Raw genomic sequence first — 21,237 nt, 5'->3', positions numbered from 1 at the left:
CAAATCCGACCGCTTGTCAATTAGGCATATTTCGCTTTACTGCCGTGACAATGCTTGTATTTCTTACCCGAACCGCATGGGCAAGGTTCATTGCGTCCGATATTCAAATTTTCATAATTCTCTTCACCGCTTTCCGCTTCACCTTCGGCATGGTAATGCGCACTTTCTTCTTCCGCATGAGCTTGACGTTCACGTTCAGCTTGTTCTACTTCTTCTTGGCTACGCACTTGGATACGGCTTAATACGCTGATCACGTTTGATTTTAAGTGGTCAAGCATATCGGTGAACATTGCAAAAGACTCTTTTTTATACTCTTGCTTCGGATCTTTTTGGGCATAACCGCGTAAGTGAATCCCTTTGCGTAAGTAATCCATTGCGGATAAATGCTCTTTCCAAAGTTCATCAAGGTTTTGTAACATCACGCCTTTTTCAAAACTACGCATAACTTCTGTACCCACCATCGCTTCCTTCGCTTGATACTGCTCTTTAGCAATGTTGATGATACGTTCACGCAAGGTTTCTTCGTGTAAATCATCTTCTGCTTCAAGCCATTTTACAATCGGCAGATCCATACCAAACTCTTGTTTCAAGCGGTTCTCTAATGCTGGAACGTCCCACATTTCTTCGATAGATTGTGGCGGAATATACTGGTCAATTACCGCATTAAACACATCTTCACGCACGGTGTTAATCATCGCTGAAATATCGTCTGTTTCAAGTAAGTAGTTACGTTGCTCGTAAATCGCTTTACGTTGTTCGTTTGCGACATCATCGTATTGTAGAAGCTGTTTACGTCCGTCAAAGTTGTGCGCTTCTACTTTTGCTTGAGCTGAAGCAATCACTTTAGTCAGCAATTTCGATTCCATTGCTTCGCCTTCTTCGGTAAAGGCTTTACGCATCATATTAAGCTTACCTTCATTGAGGTAAATTCGCATTAAGGCATCATCTAATGACAGGTAGAAACGTGATGAACCAGGGTCACCTTGACGGCCTGAACGACCACGCAACTGGTTGTCGATACGACGAGATTCGTGGCGTTCTGTACCGATAATGTGTAAACCACCCGCTTGCATTACAATGTCGTGACGCTCTTGCCATTTTGCTTTGATCTCGTCAATTTGCTCTTGGGTTGGGTTTTCTAATTTTGCAATTTCCGCTTTCCAATTACCGCCAAGCACAATATCCGTACCACGACCAGCCATATTCGTGGCAATGGTAACTGCCCCCGGATAACCTGCGTCAGCAACGATTTCCGCTTCTTGTGCGTGGAATTTGGCATTCAATACTTTATGCGGAATACCTGCCTGTTTTAGTGCTTCTGACAGTGCTTCTGATTTTTCAATCGAAATCGTACCGACTAATACAGGCTGATTACGAGCCATACAGTCCTGAATATCCTTAATCACCGCTTGGAATTTCTCCGGTTCGCTCTTAAACATTAAATCGGTTTTGTCGTCACGGATCATCGGGCGGTTAGTTGGGATCACGACGGTATCTAAGCCGTAGATTTGTTGGAACTCAAAGGCTTCGGTGTCCGCTGTTCCCGTCATACCCGCTAATTTTTCATATAGACGGAAGTAGTTTTGATAAGTGATAGAGGCAACAGTTTGGTTTTCGCCCTGAATGTTTACCCCTTCTTTGGCTTCAATCGCTTGATGTAAACCATCTGACCAACGACGGCCAGCCATTGTACGACCGGTATGTTCGTCAATGATCACGATCTCGCCATCTTTCACGATATAATCGACATTCACTTCAAACAGCTTGTGGGCGCGTAATGCCGCATAAACGTGGTGTAATAAGCTAATACGGGCCGGGTGATAAAGGCTTTCCCCTTCGTGCATTAAGCCCATTTCCGTCAAAATATTTTCGACTTTTACCTGACCACGCTCAGTCAAGTGGGCTTGTTTGCTCTTCAGATCAAGGGTGAAATCGCCATCGCCTGTGTATTCTTCGGTATCTTCTTTATCTTGTGCAATTAAATGCGGAATAACCTTATCAATCGCTTGATAAATTTGTGTCGCATCTTCAGCAGGGCCTGAAATAATCAATGGAGTACGTGCTTCATCAATTAAAATCGAGTCCACTTCGTCCACTAACGCGTAGTGTAACGGGCGTTGGAAACGCTCTTCTTTTGAGTGAGCCAAGTTATCACGCAGATAGTCAAAGCCAAGCTCGCTGTTCGTTGCATAAGTAATGTCCGCCAAATAGGCTTGACGTTTAACATCGGACGGTAGCCCCGGAATATTCACCGCAACCGTCATTCCTAAAAATTCAAACAACGGACGGTTGGTTTCCGCATCACGACGAGCTAAGTAATCATTCACCGTCACAACGTGAACCCCTTTACCCGTCAAGGCATTTAAGTAACAAGGTAGGGTGGCAGTTAAGGTTTTACCTTCACCCGTACGCATTTCTGCAATATTACGTTCGGTCAGCACCATACCGCCGATTAACTGCACATCGAAGTGACGCATACCTAACACACGCTTACTCGCTTCACGCACAGTGGCAAAGGCTTCGTGTAATAAGCTGTCTAGCGTTGCCCCTTCTGCTAAACGTTGTTTAAATTCAGCGGTTTTCGCTTGTAATTGTTCATCGGTTAATTTTTCAAATTCAGCTTCTAAACGGTTAATTTGTGCGACACGCTTGTTTAAACGGCGTAAAGTACGATCATTGCTACTACCAAAAATAGCGGTCATTAATTTTGTAAACATATCAATTTTTTCCAATAAAAATAATAAGGTAATAAGTATTAGTAACGAATTTCCGCTCCCCCTGCTTGCGGGGGGAGCTGCCGAAGGCTGAGGGGGATTTTGTGACTCACTTGCAACGTTAGTCCCCTTCCGTCTTCGGCACATTATTCACTCGCTCACCCTACGGGTCGTTGGCAAAGCCAACGCTTAAATGCTATCGCATTTGTCCGCCCGTAAACGGGGGAAGGAAAATAGATGAATTACGCTGTTGGCCCGGCTCGAATCGGCGGATTTGACACTTGATACAAGCGGTATGATTTTGCAAAAAATTCGCAAAAAACCACCGCTTGTTTGATAGGTATGATAAGAGGTTGCTGCTCCAAATGCAGTAAGTGAGCCGCTTCCAACTCAACTTTCTGAACGGAAGAAAAATCACTTAAACGTAAAACAAGCTGCTTTGCCGGAAGCACATCACTTTCGTTTGCCAACGGCTGAGTCGCAGGCAAAGCAAAAATCGCAACGATCCCCAATAGGAATTGCGATAAAAATGCCGGTTTATGAAAATGACGTAAAAAATTCATTTTGTTCTCAATAGAAAAAATAATGCCGATTATACGACATTTTTGTAGAATACGGCAGATTATTGGGGCAATGAGAATAAAAACAAGATAAACGGGAAAGGGAAAGATGAAAAATTCGACAACTAAAAATATTACGGAAATTTTGCAGAACTCCGGTCTGTCTCATATTGTCCAACGGGTCGGAGAATTACATGAATTAAACCGAAAAATTCAACAGTTACTACCCGAACAATACCGCAGACTTTACCGAATTGTCAATTTGTCCGATAATTCACTGATATTTGAAGTTCAAAATGCCACGATCCGTCAAGGATTGTCGTTACAAAAACAATATTTGCTTAAATGCATTCAAACGGATTTTCCGCACATAACCGAGCTTCAATTTAATATCAATCCGGATTTTAAATACGTTTAAGTCATTCGATATTTACATGAAGAGGAACGCAATATGAAAAAAATAGTATTCGTCACGACGTTAACGACGATGTTGGCGGCTTGTTCACTATTACCGTCAAAAACGGTGTCAGGTACATATCAAGGTACGTTACCTTGTGCAGATTGTGAAAAAATTGAGGCCGAGCTTATCTTAAACAAAGACAACACTTATCAATACAATACGGTATATTACAAAAATAAAGAGAAACATCCGTTCCACGAAAAAGGTCGCTATACTTGGGATCCGAATAAATCCAATGTGATTCGTTTAACCAATTCAGGAAACATGGCAGTTCAAGTATCGGATAAATACGTAGAATTTTGTGATGCCAGCGGCAACACGGTGAAAAGCAGCCATAATTACAAATTGCAGAAAGTGGCGCCTTAACACGTGATTTCATTCGGAAGATCGCCTCGGCGATCTTTTTCACATAAAAAGATCCCCGAACAATCGCTCGGGGAGTAACCTGTTAAGGAAAAAGTATTCGGTTAGTTAATTGGACTTAACCAAGGAAATATCTATGAAAACAGTAAAGGAATCTTTCTTATTGAATGGCGGTGAGAGGGGGATTCGAACCCCCGATACGGTTTCCCATATACACGCTTTCCAGGCGTGCTCCTTCAACCACTCGGACATCTCACCGAATCAATAAAAAATGTGCTTCAAAAGCACATTTGAAAGACGGGCGGAACTATACCGATTTTTCATTGTCTCGGCAAGCAATTTCTTTATTTTATGAAATAATTCTCTAATGACCGTGCCCCACGCAGTTGGTCGATGCCGGAACAACCTCTCCACCATCATACCACTCCGTCGGTGTATAAAGGTGTAACGCGAGCGCATGAACACCGTTTTGCAATTCTTGAGACAAACATTGATAAACGGCACGGTGGCGGGAAACGGCACGTAACCCGTCAAATTTTGCCGAAACCAACGTCACTTTAAAATGCGATTCGGCACCTCTGCCGGAACTGTGTCGATGGCTTTCATTTTCAATTTGTAACATGACGGGCGCAAATTCGGTAGTTAGTTTTTGTGAAATTGTCGATTCAACGGACATTTTTATACTCTCTATTTGGAAATTTATGCAGAATAATACTATACTTTACTGCGATTTTATTCATCAACAAGGAATCTTTTATGAAACTCAGCAAAAAAACGATTCTCGCCGCAACGGTTTTAGCTACCGCTGTATTAACCGGCTGTCAAACACAGTCAAATACATTAACCTTCACAACACCGTCACCGACAGCCATGTTCAATACCAACAACCAAACGGCACTGGTGAATGTGTCCACTCAAGATCTTCGTCCGTCGGCAGAAGTGGCAAGTTATACCAGCGGGGGTAATGTCACCCGTTTGAATGCAATGCCTGAAGTTGCCCAATTGTTCCAACAAGTGATGCAACAAAATCTCAACAGCAAAGGATTCGGTGTGGTGCAAGGTGCCGGCAATGCAAACGTAACCGTCAAAATCCACAAATTTTTTGCCGATGTCGAACAAGGGAACTTACGCCATAAAATCACGGCGAATGTCGGTATTGAAGTTGTCGTACAAGGTTCGAGAGGTCATTTCAGTAAAAACTTCAACACCTCCCGTTCTTATGAAGGCGCATTCGGTGCCGATAACGCCGATATCCAAAAAGTGTTGAACCAAGCCTATGACGATGCAGTGAATCATATCTATAACGATAATGAAATCGGCAATGCCGTTCATCAATTTAAATAATCCTTTACTCCCTTTACAAGCGGTGAGATCGGCTGAAATTTTTGCAAAATTTTCCACATATCTCACCGCTTGTTACATTACGCCAATCAATGAATAATAAATGAGAATTCCAAGAATCTATCACCCCGAACCCCTTGCCGGAAAAAACAATTGTGTCCTAAGTGACGAAGCGGCAAACCATGTCGGACGCGTATTACGTATGCAAGAAGGCGCCGAATTGATTTTATTTGACGGTTCCAATATGACCTTTCACGCCGTCATTCGCCATATCGGTAAAAAACAGATTGATGTTGCGATTCGGTCAAGTCAAACGGATGATCGCGAATCTCCTCTGTCGATTCACCTCGGGCAAGTGATTTCACGCGGTGATCGTATGGAATTTACCATTCAAAAATCCGTCGAATTAGGAGTCAACGTCATCACGCCGCTTTGGTCGGAACGTTGCGGAGTCAAATTGGACGGTGAACGCCAAGACAAAAAAATTCAACAATGGCAAAAAATTGCGATTGCCGCTTGCGAACAGTGCGGACGAAACATGATTCCGGAAATTCGACCGATCATGAAGTTATCCGATTGGTGTAAAGAACAAGACGGCATGTTGAAGTTGAATTTACATCCGCGAGCCCAATATACGTTAAAGTCACTCCCAACGATTCCTCGTGAGGGCGTGCGTTTATTAATCGGCTCTGAAGGCGGACTCTCTCCGAAAGAAATTGCCATGACTGAGGAAGAAGGTTTTACCGAAGTATTACTCGGTAAACGTATTTTACGTACCGAGACGGCTTCTCTGGCAACCATCACCGCCTTACAACTGTTGTATGGAGATTTAAGTTAGATGATGAATTTACAAGGGCAATTATTGGTTGCGACTCCCGACATGAACGATGATTACTTTGATCGGGCCGTGATCTATCTGTGCGAACACAATGAACAAGGTGCCATGGGCGTCATGATCAATTCTCCGACGGATCTGTCCGTAATGGAGCTGCTCGCTAAAATTGATTTTTTAATGGCCAATGAGCGTAATTATACGAAAGATCAATTGGTTCTCAGCGGCGGTCCGGTCAGCCAAGAACGAGGCTTTATTTTACATACGCCGACGGAACGCCAATTTCTGCACAGTTACCCGACCGGTAACGGTATTATGCTCACTACCTCCGGCGATATTTTAGAAACCTTCGGACGTGAAGACGCCCCCGAGCATTTTATGGTCTGCTTAGGTTGCTGCACATGGAAAGCGGAACAATTAGAACAAGAAATCGCCCGAAATTATTGGATTGTCACCCCGGCAACCGAACAAATTCTGTTCAAAACAGGTTATTTGGATCGCTGGGTAGAAGCCAATGAATTATTGGGTATTGAAGGTATCCTTGCTAAAGCGGGGAGAGCCTAATGACGCAGACCGTTATCGCCTTTGATTTCGGCACCAATAGTATCGGCTGTGCCGTCGGACAAAGCATCACCAAAACCGCACAACGCCTACCGGCGTTTAAAGCGCAAGACGGTATTCCGAATTGGGAGCAAATCGGCAAACTCCTTACCGAATGGCAGCCTGACCTTTTGATTGTCGGTTTACCGTTGAATATGGACGGTACGGAGCAACCACTGACTCAACGTGCTAAAAAATTTGCCAACCGGCTTAACGGGCGGTTTAATTTACCGGTAGTGTTACAGGACGAACGTTTAACGACAGTAGAAGCCCGCTCGGAAATTTTTTCCCGCGGTGGGTTTAAAGCGTTAAAAAAAGATAAAGTGGATTCGATTTCCGCTTGCCTCATTTTAGAAAGTTGGTTTGACAGCCATTAAGCCCATCGAGGTTATACAAATTCCACGATTTACTTGTTAAAACGAGCGAATACCGCTTTTGGACTGAATTTCTTCTCGTTAAATCCATGAAATTATGCTATGTTAACGCCCGTTTTTCTCTTCGTAGAAAAGAATCGTGTTTTATTTTTTAATTTATTGATTTTTAAGGAGCCCTTTTATGCAACAAGGCAGCGGAATGGAAATGATCTTTATTTTGGTTATTTTCGGTTTGATCTTCTATTTCATGATCTATCGTCCACAAGCGAAACGCCAAAAACAACAACGTGAACTATTGGCGAGCTTGGCAAAAGGCGAAGAAGTACTGACAAGCGGTGGTTTAATCGGCAAAATTACCAAAGTCAGTGCAGATAACGACAATATCGTGATCGCACTGAATGATACGACCGAAGTAACGATCAAACGTGATTTCGTGGTTGCCGTGTTACCAAAAGGTTCACTCAAATCTCTTTAATTTATTCTTTCCTTAAAAAAGGGGACTTATTGTGTTAAACCGTTTCCCTCTTTGGAAGAATCTAATGGTGATCCTTGTGGTCGCCATTGGTGCTTTATACGCCCTTCCAAATTTATATGGTGAAGACCCGTCCGTACAAATTTCCGGTACGCGTGGTCAACAAGCGTCGGCAGAAACGCTGACTCAAGTACAATCCGCTCTGGCATCTTTAAATATTACGCCCAAAGCCATGAACCTGGAAAACGGTTCCATTTTGGTTCGTTTATCTAAAGATGAAGAACAACTTCCTGCCAAAGAAAAAATAGCCGACGTTTTAGGTAATAATTATTCCGTTGCATTAAACCTTGCTCCGGCAACCCCTTCGTGGCTTACATCAATTGGCGGTGAACCGATGAAACGCGGTTTGGATTTACGCGGCGGCGTTCGCTTTCTCATGGAGGTGGACATGAATACTGCGTTAACCAAACAGCAAGATCAGTTGCAAGACACCTTACGTAACGAGCTACGTCGCGAAAAATTGCAATATAAATCATTCAAAAAAACCGATAACTTTGCGACGGAAATCGAATTTGCCGACAGTGACACCGTAGATAAAGCAATTCGCTTTGTTCGCCGTAATCACCCGACATTAGATGCTAATCTCGTGTCATCGACAGTCGTAACACTGACACCTTCGGCACAAAGCCTTTCCGAATCACGCGATCTCGCTATCGAACAAAACTTATCCATTTTACGTAAACGGGTGGAAGAACTCGGCGTATCCGAACCGACAATCCAACGCCAAGGTGCGGATCGTATCGTTGTCGAACTACCGGGGGTACAAGATACCGCGCGCGCAAAAGAAATCTTAGGTGCGACGGCAACCCTTGAATTCCGTATCGTGAATCAAGAAGCAAATTTGGATTCGGCTACGCGCGGCATTATCCCTGCCGGTTCCGAAATAAAATATATGCGTGACGGTACGCCGGTTATCTTAAAAATGCGCCCGTCTTTAGGCGGAGAGCACATTATTAATGCCAGCTCCGGTACGGATGAACGCGGTTTACCGCAAGTCAGCATTACGCTTGACAGTGAAGGCGGCAATATCATGTCGGAAATCACGAAGAGTAATGTACAAAAACCGATGGCAACCCTTTACAGTGAGTTTAAAGATTCGGGCAAACGGGATGCTAACGGTAAAGTCGTACTGGAAAAACACGAAGAAGTGATCAATGTGGCAACGATCCAAACCCGTTTGGGCAGTAATTTCCAAATTACCGGGATTAACTCTGCGGCGGAAGCGCAAAACCTTGCCGTACTTCTCCGTTCAGGGGCATTAATCGCACCGATTGTGATCGTTGAAGAACGTACGATCGGCGCGTCTTTGGGGGCGGATAACGTCGCTCAAGGTATGGATGCCGGTTTATTGGGCTTAGGTTTAACCATTTTATTCTGCGTGGTTTACTATAAAGTATTCGGTCTGTTTGCAACCGCAGCCCTACTGGCAAACTTGGTGTTGACGGTCGGCTTAATGTCACTTATCGGCGCTACGCTCACTATGCCGGGGATTGCGGGGATTGTCTTAGCGGTTGGGATGTCCGTGGATGCAAACGTATTGATCTACGAACGGATTAAAGAAGAAATCCGCAACGGTCGCTCGATTCAACAAGCCATTCACGAAGGCTATAACGGCGCATTTACCAGTATCTTCGACTCCAACTTAACAACAGTCTTAACCGCACTGATCCTTTATGCCGTCGGCACCGGTCCGGTAAAAGGTTTCGCCGTCACCTTGGCACTCGGCGTGATGATTTCCATGTTTACCGCCATCACCGGGACCCGTATGTTGGTTAACTGGGTTTACGGCGGCAAACGTGTGAAAAAACTTTGGATTTAAAGGGAGAACAACATGTCTGTTCAAACAGAAAAAGATATTGCAGAAATCAAACTGCCTTATAAATTAATCCCTTTCATGCGATACCGTTTTATTGCTTTCGCATTTTCTATCTTGCTCACTGCATTTTGTATTTTCACAGTGGCGACGAAAGGATTTAACTGGGGGCTGGACTTTACCGGCGGTACGGTGATTGAAACCAATTTCTCACAACCCGCCGATCTCGGCAAAGTGCGTGAAGTCTTAGATGAAAGCGGTTATCACAGTGCATTGGTTCAAACATTCGGCGGACAAAAAGATGTCATGATCCGTTTACCTGCATCAGCAGGCGATACCACATTAGGCACAAAAATCATGGATCTGATCCACCAAAAATTAGATGCAGGTGCCCGCATTCAAAGTATTGAATTCGTCGGTCCGAATGTCGGGGAAGAACTCACGCAAGGCGCGATTTACGGTACGCTTGCCACACTCGCCATGCTATTACTCTATGTCGGCATCCGCTTTGAATGGCGCCTTGCCGTGGGTGGGATTATCGCACTATTCCATGATGTAATGGTGACAATCGGCGTCTTTTCTTTCCTGCAAATAGAGATTGATTTAACATTTGTGGCGGCAATCTTATCGGTTGTCGGTTACTCCCTGAACGACAGTATCGTGGTATTTGACCGCGTACGGGAAAACTTCCCGAAAATTCGTCGGGCAAATTCCACTGAAGTGATCGACATTTCATTAAGCCAAACACTTTCCCGTACCTTGATGACCTCGGTTACGACGTTGTTTGTGGTGTTTGCCTTGTACTGGCTCGGCGGTCCGACACTTCACAGCTTCTCATTGGCTTTGCTAATCGGTATCGGTTTCGGTACGTATTCGTCTATCTACATCGCTATCGGTGTGGCATTACAGCTTGGCTTAAAACGCGAACATATGCTTCAACCGGTTGTCGAAAAAGAAGGCGCAGATCAGCAATCCCTTTCCGATTACTAAATCTACAAGCGGTGAGATTTGAACATTATTTTGCAAAACTCACCGCTTACACATTCACTTAATCATAGGAGAGCATATGTTACAGCAGAAAATCATTGATAAGCTCAATGAACAAATTAATCTGGAGTTCTACTCATCCAACACCTACTTGCAAATGAGTTCTTGGTGTTCCAATAACGGTTATGAAGGCGCGGCTAAGTTCTTGCTTCGTCATGCGGATGAAGAATTAGAACACATGCAAAAACTATTCAATTACGTCAGCGAAACCGGGGCGTTACCGATTCTCGGTAAAATTGAAGCGCCGTGCAAAACGTACAATTCCTTAAAGGATTTGTTCGAAATCGTACTTGAACACGAAAAGCATGTTACGGCCAAAATTAACGAATTGGTTGAAGTGACGTTTGAAGCGAAAGACTACTCTACCTTTAACTTCTTACAATGGTATGTAGCGGAGCAACATGAAGAAGAGAAGCTTTTCAGTGAAATTATCGATAAATTCACACTCGTCGGCGAAGGCGGAAAATCACTTTACTTTGTGGATAAAGATTTAGAAAACTTAGATCAAGGAGCGGCATAATGTTATCCGAAAATATTATCAAACATCTAAACGATCAGTTAAACCTCGAATTCTACTCTTCAAACGTCTATCTTCAAATGGCGGCGTGGGCGGACAACAACTGTTTTACCGGTGCGGCCGCCTTTTTGAAAGCGCATGCGCAAGAGGAAATGGATCATATGCGTCGTTTATTCACCTATTTAAACGAAACCGGCGCATTAGCCGAAATCGGCGCAATCGAAGCACCTCAAGCGGACTATGAAAGCCTCAAAGAATTATTTGAGATTGTCTACGAGCATGAAAAACATGTGACCGCACAAATCAATAAATTAGTGGAAGAAACCTTTGCGCAAAAAGACTATTCCTCCTTCAACTTCTTACAATGGTATGTTGCAGAGCAACATGAAGAAGAGCATTTATTTAAGACCATTTTAGATAAATTCGCTCTACTTGGCGATGATAGCAAAGCGTTATACTACATCGATAAAGATTTAGCCGAATTGGCCGGCTCACATTAAAAAAAACGGCACCTTAACTTTAAGGTGCCGTTTTCTTATATGAACTCATTATGCTTTGCTTGCTTTGAGGTCTTTCAAAATATAGTAGGCATTCACACATACCACAAAAATATTCAAGCCCGTTACCGGGAATGAATCAATCAACAAACCGTAAATGACAAAGCAGATTGCGCCACATGAATTGACGATACGCAATTTAATGACATCTTTTAATAAAAAAGAACCGGCAACTAATACCATTGCCACATAACCTAAGATTTCAATTCCGTTCATATTTTCCTCTTTTTAGCTTGATAATATGGTTATGAATTGCATTCTACTCGCTCTTTTTTCATTTGTCGGCAAGAGGTTAAAACGCAAAGGTTTGCGCGAAAAAACTTTACAAAAGACCTGATTTTTCACAAGAAATAGCGTAAAATCTCAGACTACTTTGTACTAGTAAAGTAGTATTTCAAATGGAAACCTTACTGCAATTTTTAACAACCTATTTCACCAACGTCACTTGGATCGGCGCATTAGAACTCGGCTTGATTTATGCCTTGGTCGCTCTTGGCGTGTTGATCTCTTACAAGATTCTTGATTTCCCCGATTTAACTGCCGACGGTAGCTTTCCGCTTGGCGGCGGCGTATGCGTATTATGCATTCTAAACCACATCGACCCTTGGCTTGCCACCTTGTCCGGCATGCTGGCAGGAGCGGTTGCCGGCGTGATCACCGCCGGTCTGCATATCGGTTTTAAAATCGAAAAACTGTTGACCAGTATCTTGATGATGATCGCCCTTTATTCGATTAATTTACGCATTATGGGATCGCCGAATGTTTCTTTGCTGGGAGAAACGACGATTTACGATGCCGTCACCGCCCACGATGATGTGCAATTAGCAATGGTACGTCTGCTGATTGCCGTTTTTGTCGTGATTATCGCCAAACTACTGTTCGATCTGTTCTTTGCCACACAAGTCGGTTTAGCGGTTCGTGCGACAGGCACGAATCCCCGTATGGCAAAAGCGCAAGGTATTGCCATTAACAAAATGACACTACTCGGTATGGCAATTTCAAACGGACTGATTGCACTGGCCGGCTCACTTTATGTTCAGAGTAACGGGGGATTTGATATTTCGATTGGGGTCGGTACTATCGTGATCGGGTTAGCGGCAGTCATTATCGGTGAAGCGATTTTCCCGGTAAAACGGATTGTTTGGCTGACGTTCGCGGTGATTATCGGCTCTATTCTCTATCGTTTCTTTATTGCTTTAGCCTTAAACAACGACACCTTAAACGGTATCGGCTTCGGTCCTCAGGACTTAAACCTCATCACCGCTTTGCTCGTCGTTGCGGTGTTAGCGCTTCCCAAATTTAAACAACCATTCGCTAAACGAGGAAAACCATGATCGAATTAAACAACTTATTTATCACCTTTAATAAAGGTACGGTCATTGAAAATCCTGTATTACGAGGCTTAAGCCTGAAGGTTGCCGAAGGCGAGTTTGTCTCGGTCATCGGCAGCAACGGTGCCGGAAAATCGACCTTACTGAATGCGATCAGCGGCGATTATCCGATTGACTCGGGCGAAATTTTTATCCAACACAAAGAAGTGAGCAAAACGACTTGCTGGCAGCGTGCGCACCTTGTGGCTCGAGTGTTTCAAGATCCGATGATCGGTACTTGCGAAGCCCTCACCATTGAAGAAAATATGGCTCTCGCCTATCAACGAGGTAAAAAACGCAGCTTAGGTTTTGCATTGAACCGCCAATTAAGAGAGATGTTCAAAGAAAAATTATCACTGCTCGGACTCGGTTTGGAAAACCGCCTCACCGATCAAATGGGGCGCCTGTCAGGCGGTCAGCGACAAGCGGTCAGTTTGTTGATGGCTTCGTTACAACCATCAAACATTTTACTATTAGATGAACATACCGCCGCCCTTGATCCGAAAACCACCGCATTCGTTTTGGAATTGACCAATAAAATCGTGAGAGAACAAAAGCTCACCACGTTAATGGTCACCCACTCAATGCGACAAGCCCTCGACTACGGTGACAGAACAGTGATGTTACATCAAGGACAAGTTGCCTTCGATGTGGCAGGAGAAGAGCGTAAGCGAATGGATGTACCGGATTTATTGCGCTTATTCGAAAAGAGCCGTAATGAGCAACTGAGTGATGACGGTTTATTGCTAGAAGGCTAAAATAATAAGACTAATTCTGGAAAGGGTTAGTCTTTTTTATTACGCTGTTCCCGACTTTTATATGCGGTTATACAAGGAGTAACATGAAACTAAATAAAGATATCGCCAATATGATTGTAAAACGTGCGATGCAAATTATTCCGAATTCAGTGAATGTTATGGATGAAAATGGGATTATTATTGCTTCCGGCGATCCGAAACGTCTTAATCAAAAACATACGGGAGCGGTGATCACATTACGCAAAAATCAAATTGTCGAAATTGATCATGAGTTGGCTAAATTATGGAATTATGAAGCCAAAGAGGGAATTAATTTACCGTTAAGCTACTTAGGATCTAATGTTGGAGTGATAGGAATTTCCGGAAATCCAAATGAAGTGAGACAATATGCTCAATTAGTCAAAATGGCAGCCGAGCTGATTATGGAACAATCTTTCTTACTCGAACAAGAGCGTTGGCAACGCCGTTACAAAGAAGAATTTATCAGAGAATTACTTAAAGGCGATTTAAATCAAATAGAAATTAGCGAACAAGCGCAGTTTTTTGATATCCCTTTCCATCAATCTTTTTCGGTTATTCTACTGAAAGTACAAGATCCTACAGCCGATAAACTTCAAACACTATTAGCCTATATAGAACATCATTATCCTAAATTACCGACCGCTGTAATAGGTCGAGATCGAATTGCATTACTTAAATCATCCGCTGACACCCCAATTCAGCATAAAAAAGAAATCATCGATTTTTCGCATCCTGAGATTCAATTTAAAGCCATCGTCGGATTACAAGTCAATGACCTATCCCAAACACATATCTCTTATCAAACCGCTTGCTATGCGGCAGAATATACGGAAAAGACTCAAAGTAAAAAACATGTCATTCAATTTGATCAAGTCAAATTACCTGCCCTATTTCAAAATTTTAGTCATACTTGGCAAGCGGATATTCTACTTTCCAGCTTCAAAAAGTTGCTAGAACAAGATGAACAGCAGATCCTCATTAAAACCTTACAAATTTATTTTGTATCAAATTGTGATCTCTCTCACACCTCACAAAAACTCTTCGTACATCCGAATACCTTACGCTACCGTTTAAGTAAAATTGAACACATAACATCCTTATCTTTCAATAAGATAGAAGAAAAATTTATCCTTTATTTAGGCACAATGATCTATCAAGGATTGTAAAAAATCACAATACAAGCGGTCTCTTTCGGCTGCTTTTTTGTAAAAAAGAACAACGCTTTTTTCATCGAAAATATCAATAATAAGCTCACATTTTAAGCATAATACGGAGCTTTCTATGACGGGTATTTCTCTTATTATTAGTTTTACGATTGCTATTATTGTGATGATTTGGATGATAGCAAAACTCAAAGTTCACCCCTTCTTAGCCCTAATGTCAATTTCCTTAGCATTAGCGTTGATAGCCGGTATTTCTCTTGAACAAATTCCAACCATTATCGGTAACGGATTTAGTGGTACCTTCCGCAGTATCGGTATTGTGATTATTTTTGGTGCGATCATCGGTACCGTTCTTGAAAAAACAGGAGCTGCACTCAAACTTGCCGATATGGTCGTCAAGGTCGTCGGACAAAAACGCCCCGAATTAGCCATGCTGATAATGGGTTGGGTTGTCGGAATTCCGGTTTTCTGTGATAGCGGATTTGTGGTGTTAAACCCGATTCGTGAAGCGATTCGTAAAAAGATCTTAGCCAATCCTGTCGGTATGGCGGTGGCGTTAAGTGCGGGGCTTTACACTTCTCATGTGTTTATTCCACCAACACCCGGCCCGATTGCTGCAGCCGGTGCAGTAGGCTTGGGTGGAAATTTATTACTGGTGATATTAATGGGGACGGTCGTCTCTATCCCTGTTTTAATTGCAAGCTACCTTTTCGCAAAATATATTGGTAAAAAAGTGACTATTGATGAAGAAAAAGAAGCGGATAGTGTGATAGCACAAAGCTACGATGAGCTGCTTAAACAGTACGGCAAATTACCAAGCGGTTTCTTAAGTTTAGCCCCGATTTTTGCTCCGATTTTTCTGATGGCATTAGGCTCAGTGAGTAAAATTATGGGTATCAGCGGAGATTTAGGTATTCTATTACAATTCTTAGGTAACCCGATTATTGCATTAGCTGTTGGTGTTGTCTTTTCAATCATTTTATTATTCAAAACAGGTAAAATGGACGAATTTGACGGTTTAACCAACAACACGTTAAAACTTGTTGGTCCAATCCTATTTATCACCGCTGCAGGTGGTGTATTGGGTAATGTGATTACTCAAGCAGGTTTTGTCGATTACATCAAAGAAAATGCTCATATCATCAGTGCGGCAGGAATCTTCTTCCCATTCATTATTTCAGCGATTCTTAAAACTGCACAAGGTAGCTCCACAGTGGCAATTATTACCACCGCCTCTATTATGGGTATGTTCAATGCCGGCGATTCATTAATGAATGCATTAGGGCTTACCACCGAAATGGCTGCGGCGTTAACGGTAATGGCGATTGCAGCAGGTTCAATGTGCGTTTCTCATGCAAATGACAGCTACTATTGGGTGGTAACGAACTTTACCAAACTCACACCACAACAAGGCTATCGCACTCAAACTACATTAACCTTTATTATGGGTATTGTCGGTATTCTTACCGTTTATATTTTGTCGCTCGTGCTGTTGTAAAAAAGGATGTCAACATGAATATTGTTATCGCCCCCGATTCTTTTAAGGAAAGCCTGACTGCATTAGAGGTCGCGCAGGCGATTAAGACGGGATTTGAACGTATTTTTCCACATGCCGGGTATCAGCTCGTACCGATGGCCGACGGCGGTGAAGGAACGGTTCAATCATTAGTGGATGCCACACAAGGCAATTTGCAAAAAACCACGGTAATCGCACCGCTTGCAAATCAAGTAGAAGCCTTTTGGGGATTATCGGGCGATAAACAAACCGCCTTTATTGAAATGGCGGCGGCCTCAGGTTTACATCTTGTTCCCCCAGAACAACGCAATCCGTTAATTACCACAAGCTACGGTACCGGTGAATTAATTAAAGCGGCGTTGGATTATGGTGTGAAGAAAATTATCTTAGGTATTGGCGGCAGTGCGACAAATGACGGCGGCGTTGGCATGTTGCAAGCCTTAGGTATCCGTTTTCTCAACGCTCAACAGCAAGAGATCGGCTTTGGCGGAGCGCAATTAGCAACGATTTCACATATTGATCTAAGCGGTCTCGATCCCCGTTTAGCTCAAGTGGAAATTGAGGTTGCTTGTGATGTGAATAATCCCTTATGTGGAGAGCGAGGGGCTTCCGCAGTGTTTGGTCCGCAAAAAGGGGCAACGCCGGCAATGGTCAATCAACTCGATCATGCGCTTACCCATTTTGCACAGGTGACAGAACAACAATTGGGGATTCAAATCGCTCACCATGCCGGCGCGGGAGCGGCTGGCGGAATGGGAGGCGGTTTATTATTACTGCCGAACGTGATCCTCAAATCAGGGGTACAAATTATTATTGAAGCGACTCATCTTAGCGAGGAAATTCAACAAGCCGATTTGGTAATTACGGGTGAAGGCAGAATGGATGCGCAATCTATCGCAGGTAAAACGCCTATCGGCGTTGCCCGGCTTGCCAAACAATTTGATAAACCGGTCATAGCGATTGTCGGCAGTCTTAGAGAAGATTATTCCGTGGTTTATCAACATGGTATTGATGCGGTTTTCCCGATTATTCGTCAGTTGAGTAGTTTAGATGAGCTGCTCAAACAAGGGAAAGAAAATTTAATTTCAACTGCAGAAAATGTAGCGAGACTAATAAAACTTGGATTATAAAATCGGGGCATGAGCCCCGATTTTTAATAATATCCGAACCCGATTCCTACCCCGGAATGATGACGCCCATAATAATGATAACCTATATGCGGGCGAATTCGAGGATGAGGATAGTGATGATAAACGTCAACTTTTGCCCGTTTATCACTTTGATTCAGCTCCCATTCTTCCGAATCGTTTGAATCCACCGTTTTCCTAGAAGCCACACGTTGTTTATATTCTTCGACGGCTTGCATATCCATCGGAATAGAACTTTGCTGTACCGGCGTAGAACAGGCAGCTAACATAAAGGACAATACCGTTAACACGACTTTTTTCATGCTTTTCCCCTTCAATTTGCAAAAATGCTTTCATATTTGACCGCTTGTTTAGCGAATTTCTCCGCCATTTGGCATAGTTTACCGACAAAAAAGGACGCTCGAAAGCGTCCTCATTTATCTATTCTTTAAAATTAAAGAGCAGATTTTGCTTTAGCAACTAATGCTGCGAAAGCCACTTTGTCAAATACTGCGATATCAGCAAGGATCTTACGATCGATTTCAACAGACGCTTTTTTCAAGCCGTTGATGAATTTGCTGTATGATAAACCGTTTTGACGAGCTGCCGCATTGATACGAGCAATCCATAATTGACGGAATTGACGTTTACGTTGACGACGGTCACGGTAAGCATATTGTGCAGCTTTAACTACTGCTTGGAAAGCAACGCGATACACGCGTGAACGTGCACCATAATAACCTTTAGCAGCCTTAAGAACTTTCTTATGGCGTGCTCTTGCAATAACACCACGTTTTACACGAGCCATTATTAAATCTCCTACTATTTAAGCGTAAATTAACGCTTTGACATTATTAAACTAAAAATTAACTAATCGTACGTTGTACTTCATTTACGCTTATGCGTATGGTAAGCACGCTACGACTAAAACTTGGTCTGCTTTCGCTACCATTGATTTGTGACGTAATTGACGTTTACGTTTAGTTGTTTTCTTAGTCAAAATGTGACGTAAGTGAGATTGTTTACGTTTGAAACCGCCGGAAGCTGTTTTTTTGAAACGCTTTGCAGCACCACGTACTGTTTTAATTTTAGGCATTGTTAAAATAACTCCGCATTGTTTATGTTAATAACCAGTAATCAGGCGAATATTGTTGCCAATATTACTTGGAAGCACTAATTACATCTTAAGGTAACGGACTATTTCTTTTTCGGAGCCAGTACCATTACAACTTGGCGACCTTCGAGTTTGCCAGGAGCAGACTCTACTACGGCAATTTCCGCTAAATCGTTTTTAACACGCTCTAGCACGTCCATACCAATTTCTTGGTGAGCCATTTCACGTCCACGGAAGCGAACCGTGATTTTGGCTTTGTCGCCATCTTCCAAAAAGCGAATCAGGCTGCGTAGTTTTACCTGATAGTCGCCTTCGTCTGTACCCGGACGGAATTTAATTTCCTTCACTTGTACAACTTTCTGCTTTTTCTTCTGCTCTTTTGCAGCTTTCTCTTTTTCGTAGATGAACTTACCATAGTTCATAATACGACAAACCGGCGGTTCCGCATTCGGGCTAATTTCAACTAAGTCTAACTCAACTTCTTCCGCTTTTGCTAATGCTTCTTGAATTGATACGATACCAAGTTGTTCACCGTTTTGGTCGGTTAAACGAACTTCTTTTACGCGAATTTCATCGTTAAGGCGATGCGCGCGATTTGTCTGAACGCGTTTTACGGGTTTAATAGTATTATTCCTCTTGTAAATTTATCTTAAGATCATACCGCTTGCAGAAGATATGATTGGTTGCTTATTACGCCCCACCTGAGCAAGGCAAAACGGGCGGGATTTTACTCATTTTTCAGTCTCGGAGCAAGAAGTTTTTCTATATCTGTCCAATGCATGTAAGGCGTATTTTCTACGCCTTACATTTCACAGGGAGAACTACTCTTCCCCTAGTAACTTCAACTCACGTCCACGCACTTGTTTTTTGAGGATATCGATAAACTCTTCCACTTTAAACGTGCCTAAATCTGTACCTTTACGGGTACGCACAGAGACTTTGCCTTCGGCGATTTCTTTATCACCGCAAACAAGCATATATGGCACACGGCGTAAGGTGTGTTCACGCACTTTAAATCCCACTTTTTCGTTGCGTAAATCCGCTTTCACACGCAAGCCTGCGTCAGAAAGTTGTTTCACCACTTGTTGAACGTATTCTGCTTGGCTGTCAGTAATGTTCATCACAACCGCTTGAGTTGGGGCTAACCACGCCGGGAAGAAGCCTGCGTATTCTTCGGTAATAATGCCGATGAAACGCTCGATTGAGCCTAAAATCGCACGGTGGATCATCACTGGTGTTTTACGGTCGTTATCTTCCGCCACATAAGAGGCACTTAAACGCTCCGGTAAGAAGAAGTCTAACTGGATCGTACCGCATTGCCATTCACGATCTAAACAGTCACGCAAGGCAAACTCAATTTTCGGGCCGTAGAATGCACCTTCGCCTTCTTGAATTTCAAAGGCTAAGCCATTAGCCGTTAATGCAGCCGCTAAGTCTGCTTCGGCTTTGTTCCACATTTCATCTGTACCGATACTGTTTGCCGGGCGAGTTGAAAGCTTCACTTGAATATTTTCAAAACCGAAAGTGCTATAAATGTCATACACCATTTTAATGCACGATGTCACTTCGCTTTCTACTTGCTCTGGCATACAGAAAATATGGGCGTCATCTTGGGTAAAACCACGCACACGCATTAAACCGTGTAATGAACCAGACGGCTCGTTACGGTGGCAAGAACCAAATTCCGCCATACGCAACGGTAAATCACGGTATGATTTTAAGCCTTGATTGAAGATCTGAATGTGACCTGGACAGTTCATCGGTTTGATCGCATATTCACGGTTTTCCGATTGGGTGGTGAACATTAAATCGCCATAGTTTTGCCAGTGACCTGTTTTTTCCCATAACACACGATCCATCATAAACGGACCTTTCACTTCTTGGTAATCGTACTGTTTTAACTTAGTACGCACGAAAGTTTCAAGCTCACGGAAAATCGTCCAGCCGTCATTGTGCCAGAACACCATACCCGGTGCTTCTTCTTGCATATGGTATAAATCTAACGCTTTACCGATTTTACGGTGGTCACGTTTTGCCGCCTCTTCTAAACGGTGTAAATAGTCGGCAAGTTGTTTTTTATCCGCCCACGCCGTACCGTAAATACGTTGCAACATTTTATTTTTGCTGTCGCCACGCCAGTATGCGCCCGCCACTTTTTGTAATTTGAAGTGATGGCAAAAACGCATATTCGGCACGTGTGGACCACGACACATATCAATATATTCTTCGTGATGATAAAGTGCCGGACGATCATCTTTACTGATATTTTCGTCCAAAATCGCCATTTTGTACAACTCGCCACGGCTTTCAAACGTATCTCTCGCTTCCTGCCAGCTCACACGTTTTTTCACCACATCGTAATTGGTTTTCGCCAGTTCCAACATACGCGCTTCAAGTGCATCAAGATCTTCCTGTGTTAAAGAGCGGTCTAAATCAATGTCATAGTAAAAACCGTTGT

Annotated in this window: 25 protein-coding genes and 1 tRNA gene; 16 read left to right on the top strand and 10 right to left on the bottom strand. The window is 43.1% G+C overall.

Translation table 11 applies throughout. The features are described 5' to 3' along the window. Positions 1-20: 20 nt before the first annotated feature. Positions 21-2,717, bottom strand: coding sequence for a preprotein translocase subunit SecA (gene secA / locus ACEYKX_RS09040; protein ID WP_373767683.1), 2,697 nt, complete (start codon positions 2,715-2,717; stop codon positions 21-23). A 239-nt stretch (positions 2,718-2,956) separates the two neighbouring features. Beyond that, entirely contained in the window at positions 2,957-3,277 is a 321-nt protein-coding gene (gene secM / locus ACEYKX_RS09035) for a secA translation cis-regulator SecM (protein WP_373767682.1), read from the bottom strand. Positions 3,278-3,383: 106 nt separating this feature from the next. Between secM and ACEYKX_RS09030 the strand changes: the two genes are divergently transcribed. After that, positions 3,384-3,692: a DciA family protein gene (locus ACEYKX_RS09030; RefSeq protein WP_373767681.1), complete on the top strand. Its 309-nt coding sequence runs from the start codon at positions 3,384-3,386 to the stop codon at positions 3,690-3,692. A 33-nt stretch (positions 3,693-3,725) separates the two neighbouring features. Continuing rightward, positions 3,726-4,100: a copper resistance protein NlpE N-terminal domain-containing protein gene (locus ACEYKX_RS09025; RefSeq protein WP_373767680.1), complete on the top strand. Its 375-nt coding sequence runs from the start codon at positions 3,726-3,728 to the stop codon at positions 4,098-4,100. Positions 4,101-4,265: 165 nt separating this feature from the next. Here ACEYKX_RS09025 and ACEYKX_RS09020 read toward each other — a convergent pair. Together ACEYKX_RS09020 and ACEYKX_RS09015 are read right to left on the bottom strand one after the other, a co-directional pair. Continuing rightward, a tRNA-Ser gene (locus ACEYKX_RS09020) sits at positions 4,266-4,355 on the bottom strand. A gap of 106 nt (positions 4,356-4,461) precedes the next feature. After that, positions 4,462-4,773, bottom strand: coding sequence for a BolA family protein (locus ACEYKX_RS09015; RefSeq protein ID WP_373767679.1), 312 nt, complete (start codon positions 4,771-4,773; stop codon positions 4,462-4,464). An 80-nt stretch (positions 4,774-4,853) separates the two neighbouring features. Here ACEYKX_RS09015 and ACEYKX_RS09010 point away from each other — a divergent pair, with 80 nt between their 5' ends. The 9 genes from ACEYKX_RS09010 to ftnA (ACEYKX_RS08970) all read left to right on the top strand — a co-directional run bounded on the left by ACEYKX_RS09010 (position 4,854) and on the right by ftnA (ACEYKX_RS08970) (position 11,653). Further along, the gene (locus tag ACEYKX_RS09010; RefSeq protein ID WP_373767678.1) at positions 4,854-5,441 is read left to right on the top strand and encodes a YajG family lipoprotein; all 588 of its coding nucleotides are present in this window, start codon (positions 4,854-4,856) and stop codon (positions 5,439-5,441) included. Positions 5,442-5,541: 100 nt separating this feature from the next. After that, a complete protein-coding gene (rsmE, locus tag ACEYKX_RS09005; protein WP_373767677.1) occupies positions 5,542-6,276 on the top strand; it encodes a 16S rRNA (uracil(1498)-N(3))-methyltransferase in 735 nt (244 codons plus the stop codon). After that, complete coding sequence (locus tag ACEYKX_RS09000) at positions 6,277-6,834, top strand: YqgE/AlgH family protein (protein WP_373767676.1); 558 nt, start codon at positions 6,277-6,279, stop codon at positions 6,832-6,834. After that, positions 6,834-7,247, top strand: coding sequence for a Holliday junction resolvase RuvX (gene ruvX / locus ACEYKX_RS08995; RefSeq protein WP_373767675.1), 414 nt, complete (start codon positions 6,834-6,836; stop codon positions 7,245-7,247). The genes ACEYKX_RS09000 and ruvX overlap by 1 nt, the downstream gene beginning before the upstream one ends. A 178-nt stretch (positions 7,248-7,425) precedes the next feature. Further along, complete coding sequence (gene yajC, locus ACEYKX_RS08990; protein ID WP_373767674.1) at positions 7,426-7,719, top strand: preprotein translocase subunit YajC; 294 nt, start codon at positions 7,426-7,428, stop codon at positions 7,717-7,719. A 31-nt stretch (positions 7,720-7,750) separates the two neighbouring features. Further along, on the top strand, positions 7,751-9,595 hold the full coding sequence (gene secD / locus ACEYKX_RS08985; RefSeq protein ID WP_373767673.1) for a protein translocase subunit SecD: 1,845 nt from the start codon (positions 7,751-7,753) through the stop codon (positions 9,593-9,595). A gap of 12 nt (positions 9,596-9,607) precedes the next feature. Then, a complete protein-coding gene (gene secF / locus ACEYKX_RS08980) occupies positions 9,608-10,579 on the top strand; it encodes a protein translocase subunit SecF (RefSeq protein ID WP_373767672.1) in 972 nt (323 codons plus the stop codon). A 76-nt stretch (positions 10,580-10,655) separates the two neighbouring features. Next, a complete protein-coding gene (gene ftnA, locus ACEYKX_RS08975) occupies positions 10,656-11,156 on the top strand; it encodes a non-heme ferritin (RefSeq protein WP_373767671.1) in 501 nt (166 codons plus the stop codon). Then, the gene (ftnA, locus tag ACEYKX_RS08970) at positions 11,156-11,653 is read left to right on the top strand and encodes a non-heme ferritin (RefSeq protein WP_373767670.1); all 498 of its coding nucleotides are present in this window, start codon (positions 11,156-11,158) and stop codon (positions 11,651-11,653) included. Before ftnA (ACEYKX_RS08975) ends, ftnA (ACEYKX_RS08970) begins: the two co-directional genes overlap by 1 nt. Positions 11,654-11,701: 48 nt before the next feature. On the opposite strand, the gene ACEYKX_RS08965 is transcribed toward ftnA (ACEYKX_RS08970), so the two are convergent. Continuing rightward, positions 11,702-11,926 (bottom strand): YgjV family protein, encoded by a 225-nt coding sequence (locus ACEYKX_RS08965; RefSeq protein ID WP_373767669.1) that lies wholly within the window; start codon positions 11,924-11,926, stop codon positions 11,702-11,704. 182 nt (positions 11,927-12,108) lie between these two features. On the opposite strand from ACEYKX_RS08965, the gene ACEYKX_RS08960 reads away from it, so the two are divergent. The 5 genes from ACEYKX_RS08960 (at position 12,109) to ACEYKX_RS08940 (ending at position 17,668) form a co-directional block, all read left to right on the top strand. Next, the gene (locus ACEYKX_RS08960) at positions 12,109-13,044 is read left to right on the top strand and encodes an ABC transporter permease (RefSeq protein ID WP_373767668.1); all 936 of its coding nucleotides are present in this window, start codon (positions 12,109-12,111) and stop codon (positions 13,042-13,044) included. Beyond that, positions 13,041-13,838, top strand: coding sequence for an ABC transporter ATP-binding protein (locus ACEYKX_RS08955; RefSeq protein ID WP_373767667.1), 798 nt, complete (start codon positions 13,041-13,043; stop codon positions 13,836-13,838). Before ACEYKX_RS08960 ends, ACEYKX_RS08955 begins: the two co-directional genes overlap by 4 nt. Before the next feature lie 83 nt (positions 13,839-13,921). Further along, positions 13,922-15,025 (top strand): CdaR family transcriptional regulator, encoded by a 1,104-nt coding sequence (locus ACEYKX_RS08950; protein WP_373767666.1) that lies wholly within the window; start codon positions 13,922-13,924, stop codon positions 15,023-15,025. 115 nt (positions 15,026-15,140) lie between these two features. Continuing rightward, positions 15,141-16,520: a GntP family permease gene (locus ACEYKX_RS08945; RefSeq protein WP_373767665.1), complete on the top strand. Its 1,380-nt coding sequence runs from the start codon at positions 15,141-15,143 to the stop codon at positions 16,518-16,520. 14 nt (positions 16,521-16,534) lie between these two features. Further along, a complete protein-coding gene (locus ACEYKX_RS08940) occupies positions 16,535-17,668 on the top strand; it encodes a glycerate kinase (protein ID WP_373767664.1) in 1,134 nt (377 codons plus the stop codon). Positions 17,669-17,691: 23 nt separating this feature from the next. Here the strand turns inward: ACEYKX_RS08940 and ACEYKX_RS08935 are convergent, their stop codons facing one another. From ACEYKX_RS08935 to thrS, 5 genes are all read right to left on the bottom strand, one after another. Beyond that, positions 17,692-17,988 (bottom strand): hypothetical protein, encoded by a 297-nt coding sequence (locus tag ACEYKX_RS08935; protein WP_373767663.1) that lies wholly within the window; start codon positions 17,986-17,988, stop codon positions 17,692-17,694. A 131-nt stretch (positions 17,989-18,119) separates the two neighbouring features. Further along, on the bottom strand, positions 18,120-18,473 hold the full coding sequence (rplT, locus tag ACEYKX_RS08930; RefSeq protein ID WP_005714486.1) for a 50S ribosomal protein L20: 354 nt from the start codon (positions 18,471-18,473) through the stop codon (positions 18,120-18,122). A gap of 90 nt (positions 18,474-18,563) precedes the next feature. Then, complete coding sequence (gene rpmI, locus ACEYKX_RS08925) at positions 18,564-18,761, bottom strand: 50S ribosomal protein L35 (RefSeq protein WP_006249241.1); 198 nt, start codon at positions 18,759-18,761, stop codon at positions 18,564-18,566. 101 nt (positions 18,762-18,862) lie between these two features. Continuing rightward, positions 18,863-19,402, bottom strand: a complete 540-nt coding sequence (gene infC / locus ACEYKX_RS08920) for a translation initiation factor IF-3 (protein WP_373767909.1) — start codon at positions 19,400-19,402, stop codon at positions 18,863-18,865. A 198-nt stretch (positions 19,403-19,600) separates the two neighbouring features. Beyond that, positions 19,601-21,237, bottom strand: a 1,637-nt coding sequence (gene thrS / locus ACEYKX_RS08915; protein WP_373780707.1) for a threonine--tRNA ligase, incomplete at its 5' end; no start/stop codon positions are given.

Source organism: Glaesserella sp. (assembly GCF_041817755.1).
Classification (GTDB): domain Bacteria; phylum Pseudomonadota; class Gammaproteobacteria; order Enterobacterales; family Pasteurellaceae; genus Glaesserella.
This window is presented reverse-complemented; position numbering and strand designations above follow the sequence as displayed.

What these genes read in the sequence shown, in the direction of transcription:
- yajC (WP_373767674.1), top strand. Translation starts at nt 7,426, where the DNA reads ATGCAACAAGGCAGCGGAATGGAAATGATCTTTATTTTGGTTATTTTC.
- ACEYKX_RS08955 (WP_373767667.1), top strand. Translation starts at nt 13,041, where the DNA reads ATGATCGAATTAAACAACTTATTTATCACCTTTAATAAAGGTACGGTC.
- secF (WP_373767672.1), top strand. Translation starts at nt 9,608, where the DNA reads ATGTCTGTTCAAACAGAAAAAGATATTGCAGAAATCAAACTGCCTTAT.
- ACEYKX_RS08945 (WP_373767665.1), top strand. Translation starts at nt 15,141, where the DNA reads ATGACGGGTATTTCTCTTATTATTAGTTTTACGATTGCTATTATTGTG.
- ACEYKX_RS08960 (WP_373767668.1), top strand. Translation starts at nt 12,109, where the DNA reads ATGGAAACCTTACTGCAATTTTTAACAACCTATTTCACCAACGTCACT.
- ACEYKX_RS09030 (WP_373767681.1), top strand. Translation starts at nt 3,384, where the DNA reads ATGAAAAATTCGACAACTAAAAATATTACGGAAATTTTGCAGAACTCC.
- ACEYKX_RS08950 (WP_373767666.1), top strand. Translation starts at nt 13,922, where the DNA reads ATGAAACTAAATAAAGATATCGCCAATATGATTGTAAAACGTGCGATG.
- ACEYKX_RS09000 (WP_373767676.1), top strand. Translation starts at nt 6,277, where the DNA reads ATGATGAATTTACAAGGGCAATTATTGGTTGCGACTCCCGACATGAAC.
- ACEYKX_RS08935 (WP_373767663.1), bottom strand. Translation starts at nt 17,988, where the DNA reads ATGAAAAAAGTCGTGTTAACGGTATTGTCCTTTATGTTAGCTGCCTGT.
- secA (WP_373767683.1), bottom strand. Translation starts at nt 2,717, where the DNA reads ATGTTTACAAAATTAATGACCGCTATTTTTGGTAGTAGCAATGATCGT.
- rpmI (WP_006249241.1), bottom strand. Translation starts at nt 18,761, where the DNA reads ATGCCTAAAATTAAAACAGTACGTGGTGCTGCAAAGCGTTTCAAAAAA.
- ftnA (WP_373767671.1), top strand. Translation starts at nt 10,656, where the DNA reads ATGTTACAGCAGAAAATCATTGATAAGCTCAATGAACAAATTAATCTG.
- ACEYKX_RS09015 (WP_373767679.1), bottom strand. Translation starts at nt 4,773, where the DNA reads ATGTCCGTTGAATCGACAATTTCACAAAAACTAACTACCGAATTTGCG.
- secM (WP_373767682.1), bottom strand. Translation starts at nt 3,277, where the DNA reads ATGAATTTTTTACGTCATTTTCATAAACCGGCATTTTTATCGCAATTC.
- ruvX (WP_373767675.1), top strand. Translation starts at nt 6,834, where the DNA reads ATGACGCAGACCGTTATCGCCTTTGATTTCGGCACCAATAGTATCGGC.
- rplT (WP_005714486.1), bottom strand. Translation starts at nt 18,473, where the DNA reads ATGGCTCGTGTAAAACGTGGTGTTATTGCAAGAGCACGCCATAAGAAA.
- ACEYKX_RS08965 (WP_373767669.1), bottom strand. Translation starts at nt 11,926, where the DNA reads ATGAACGGAATTGAAATCTTAGGTTATGTGGCAATGGTATTAGTTGCC.
- ACEYKX_RS09025 (WP_373767680.1), top strand. Translation starts at nt 3,726, where the DNA reads ATGAAAAAAATAGTATTCGTCACGACGTTAACGACGATGTTGGCGGCT.
- ACEYKX_RS08940 (WP_373767664.1), top strand. Translation starts at nt 16,535, where the DNA reads ATGAATATTGTTATCGCCCCCGATTCTTTTAAGGAAAGCCTGACTGCA.
- ftnA (WP_373767670.1), top strand. Translation starts at nt 11,156, where the DNA reads ATGTTATCCGAAAATATTATCAAACATCTAAACGATCAGTTAAACCTC.
- rsmE (WP_373767677.1), top strand. Translation starts at nt 5,542, where the DNA reads ATGAGAATTCCAAGAATCTATCACCCCGAACCCCTTGCCGGAAAAAAC.
- ACEYKX_RS09010 (WP_373767678.1), top strand. Translation starts at nt 4,854, where the DNA reads ATGAAACTCAGCAAAAAAACGATTCTCGCCGCAACGGTTTTAGCTACC.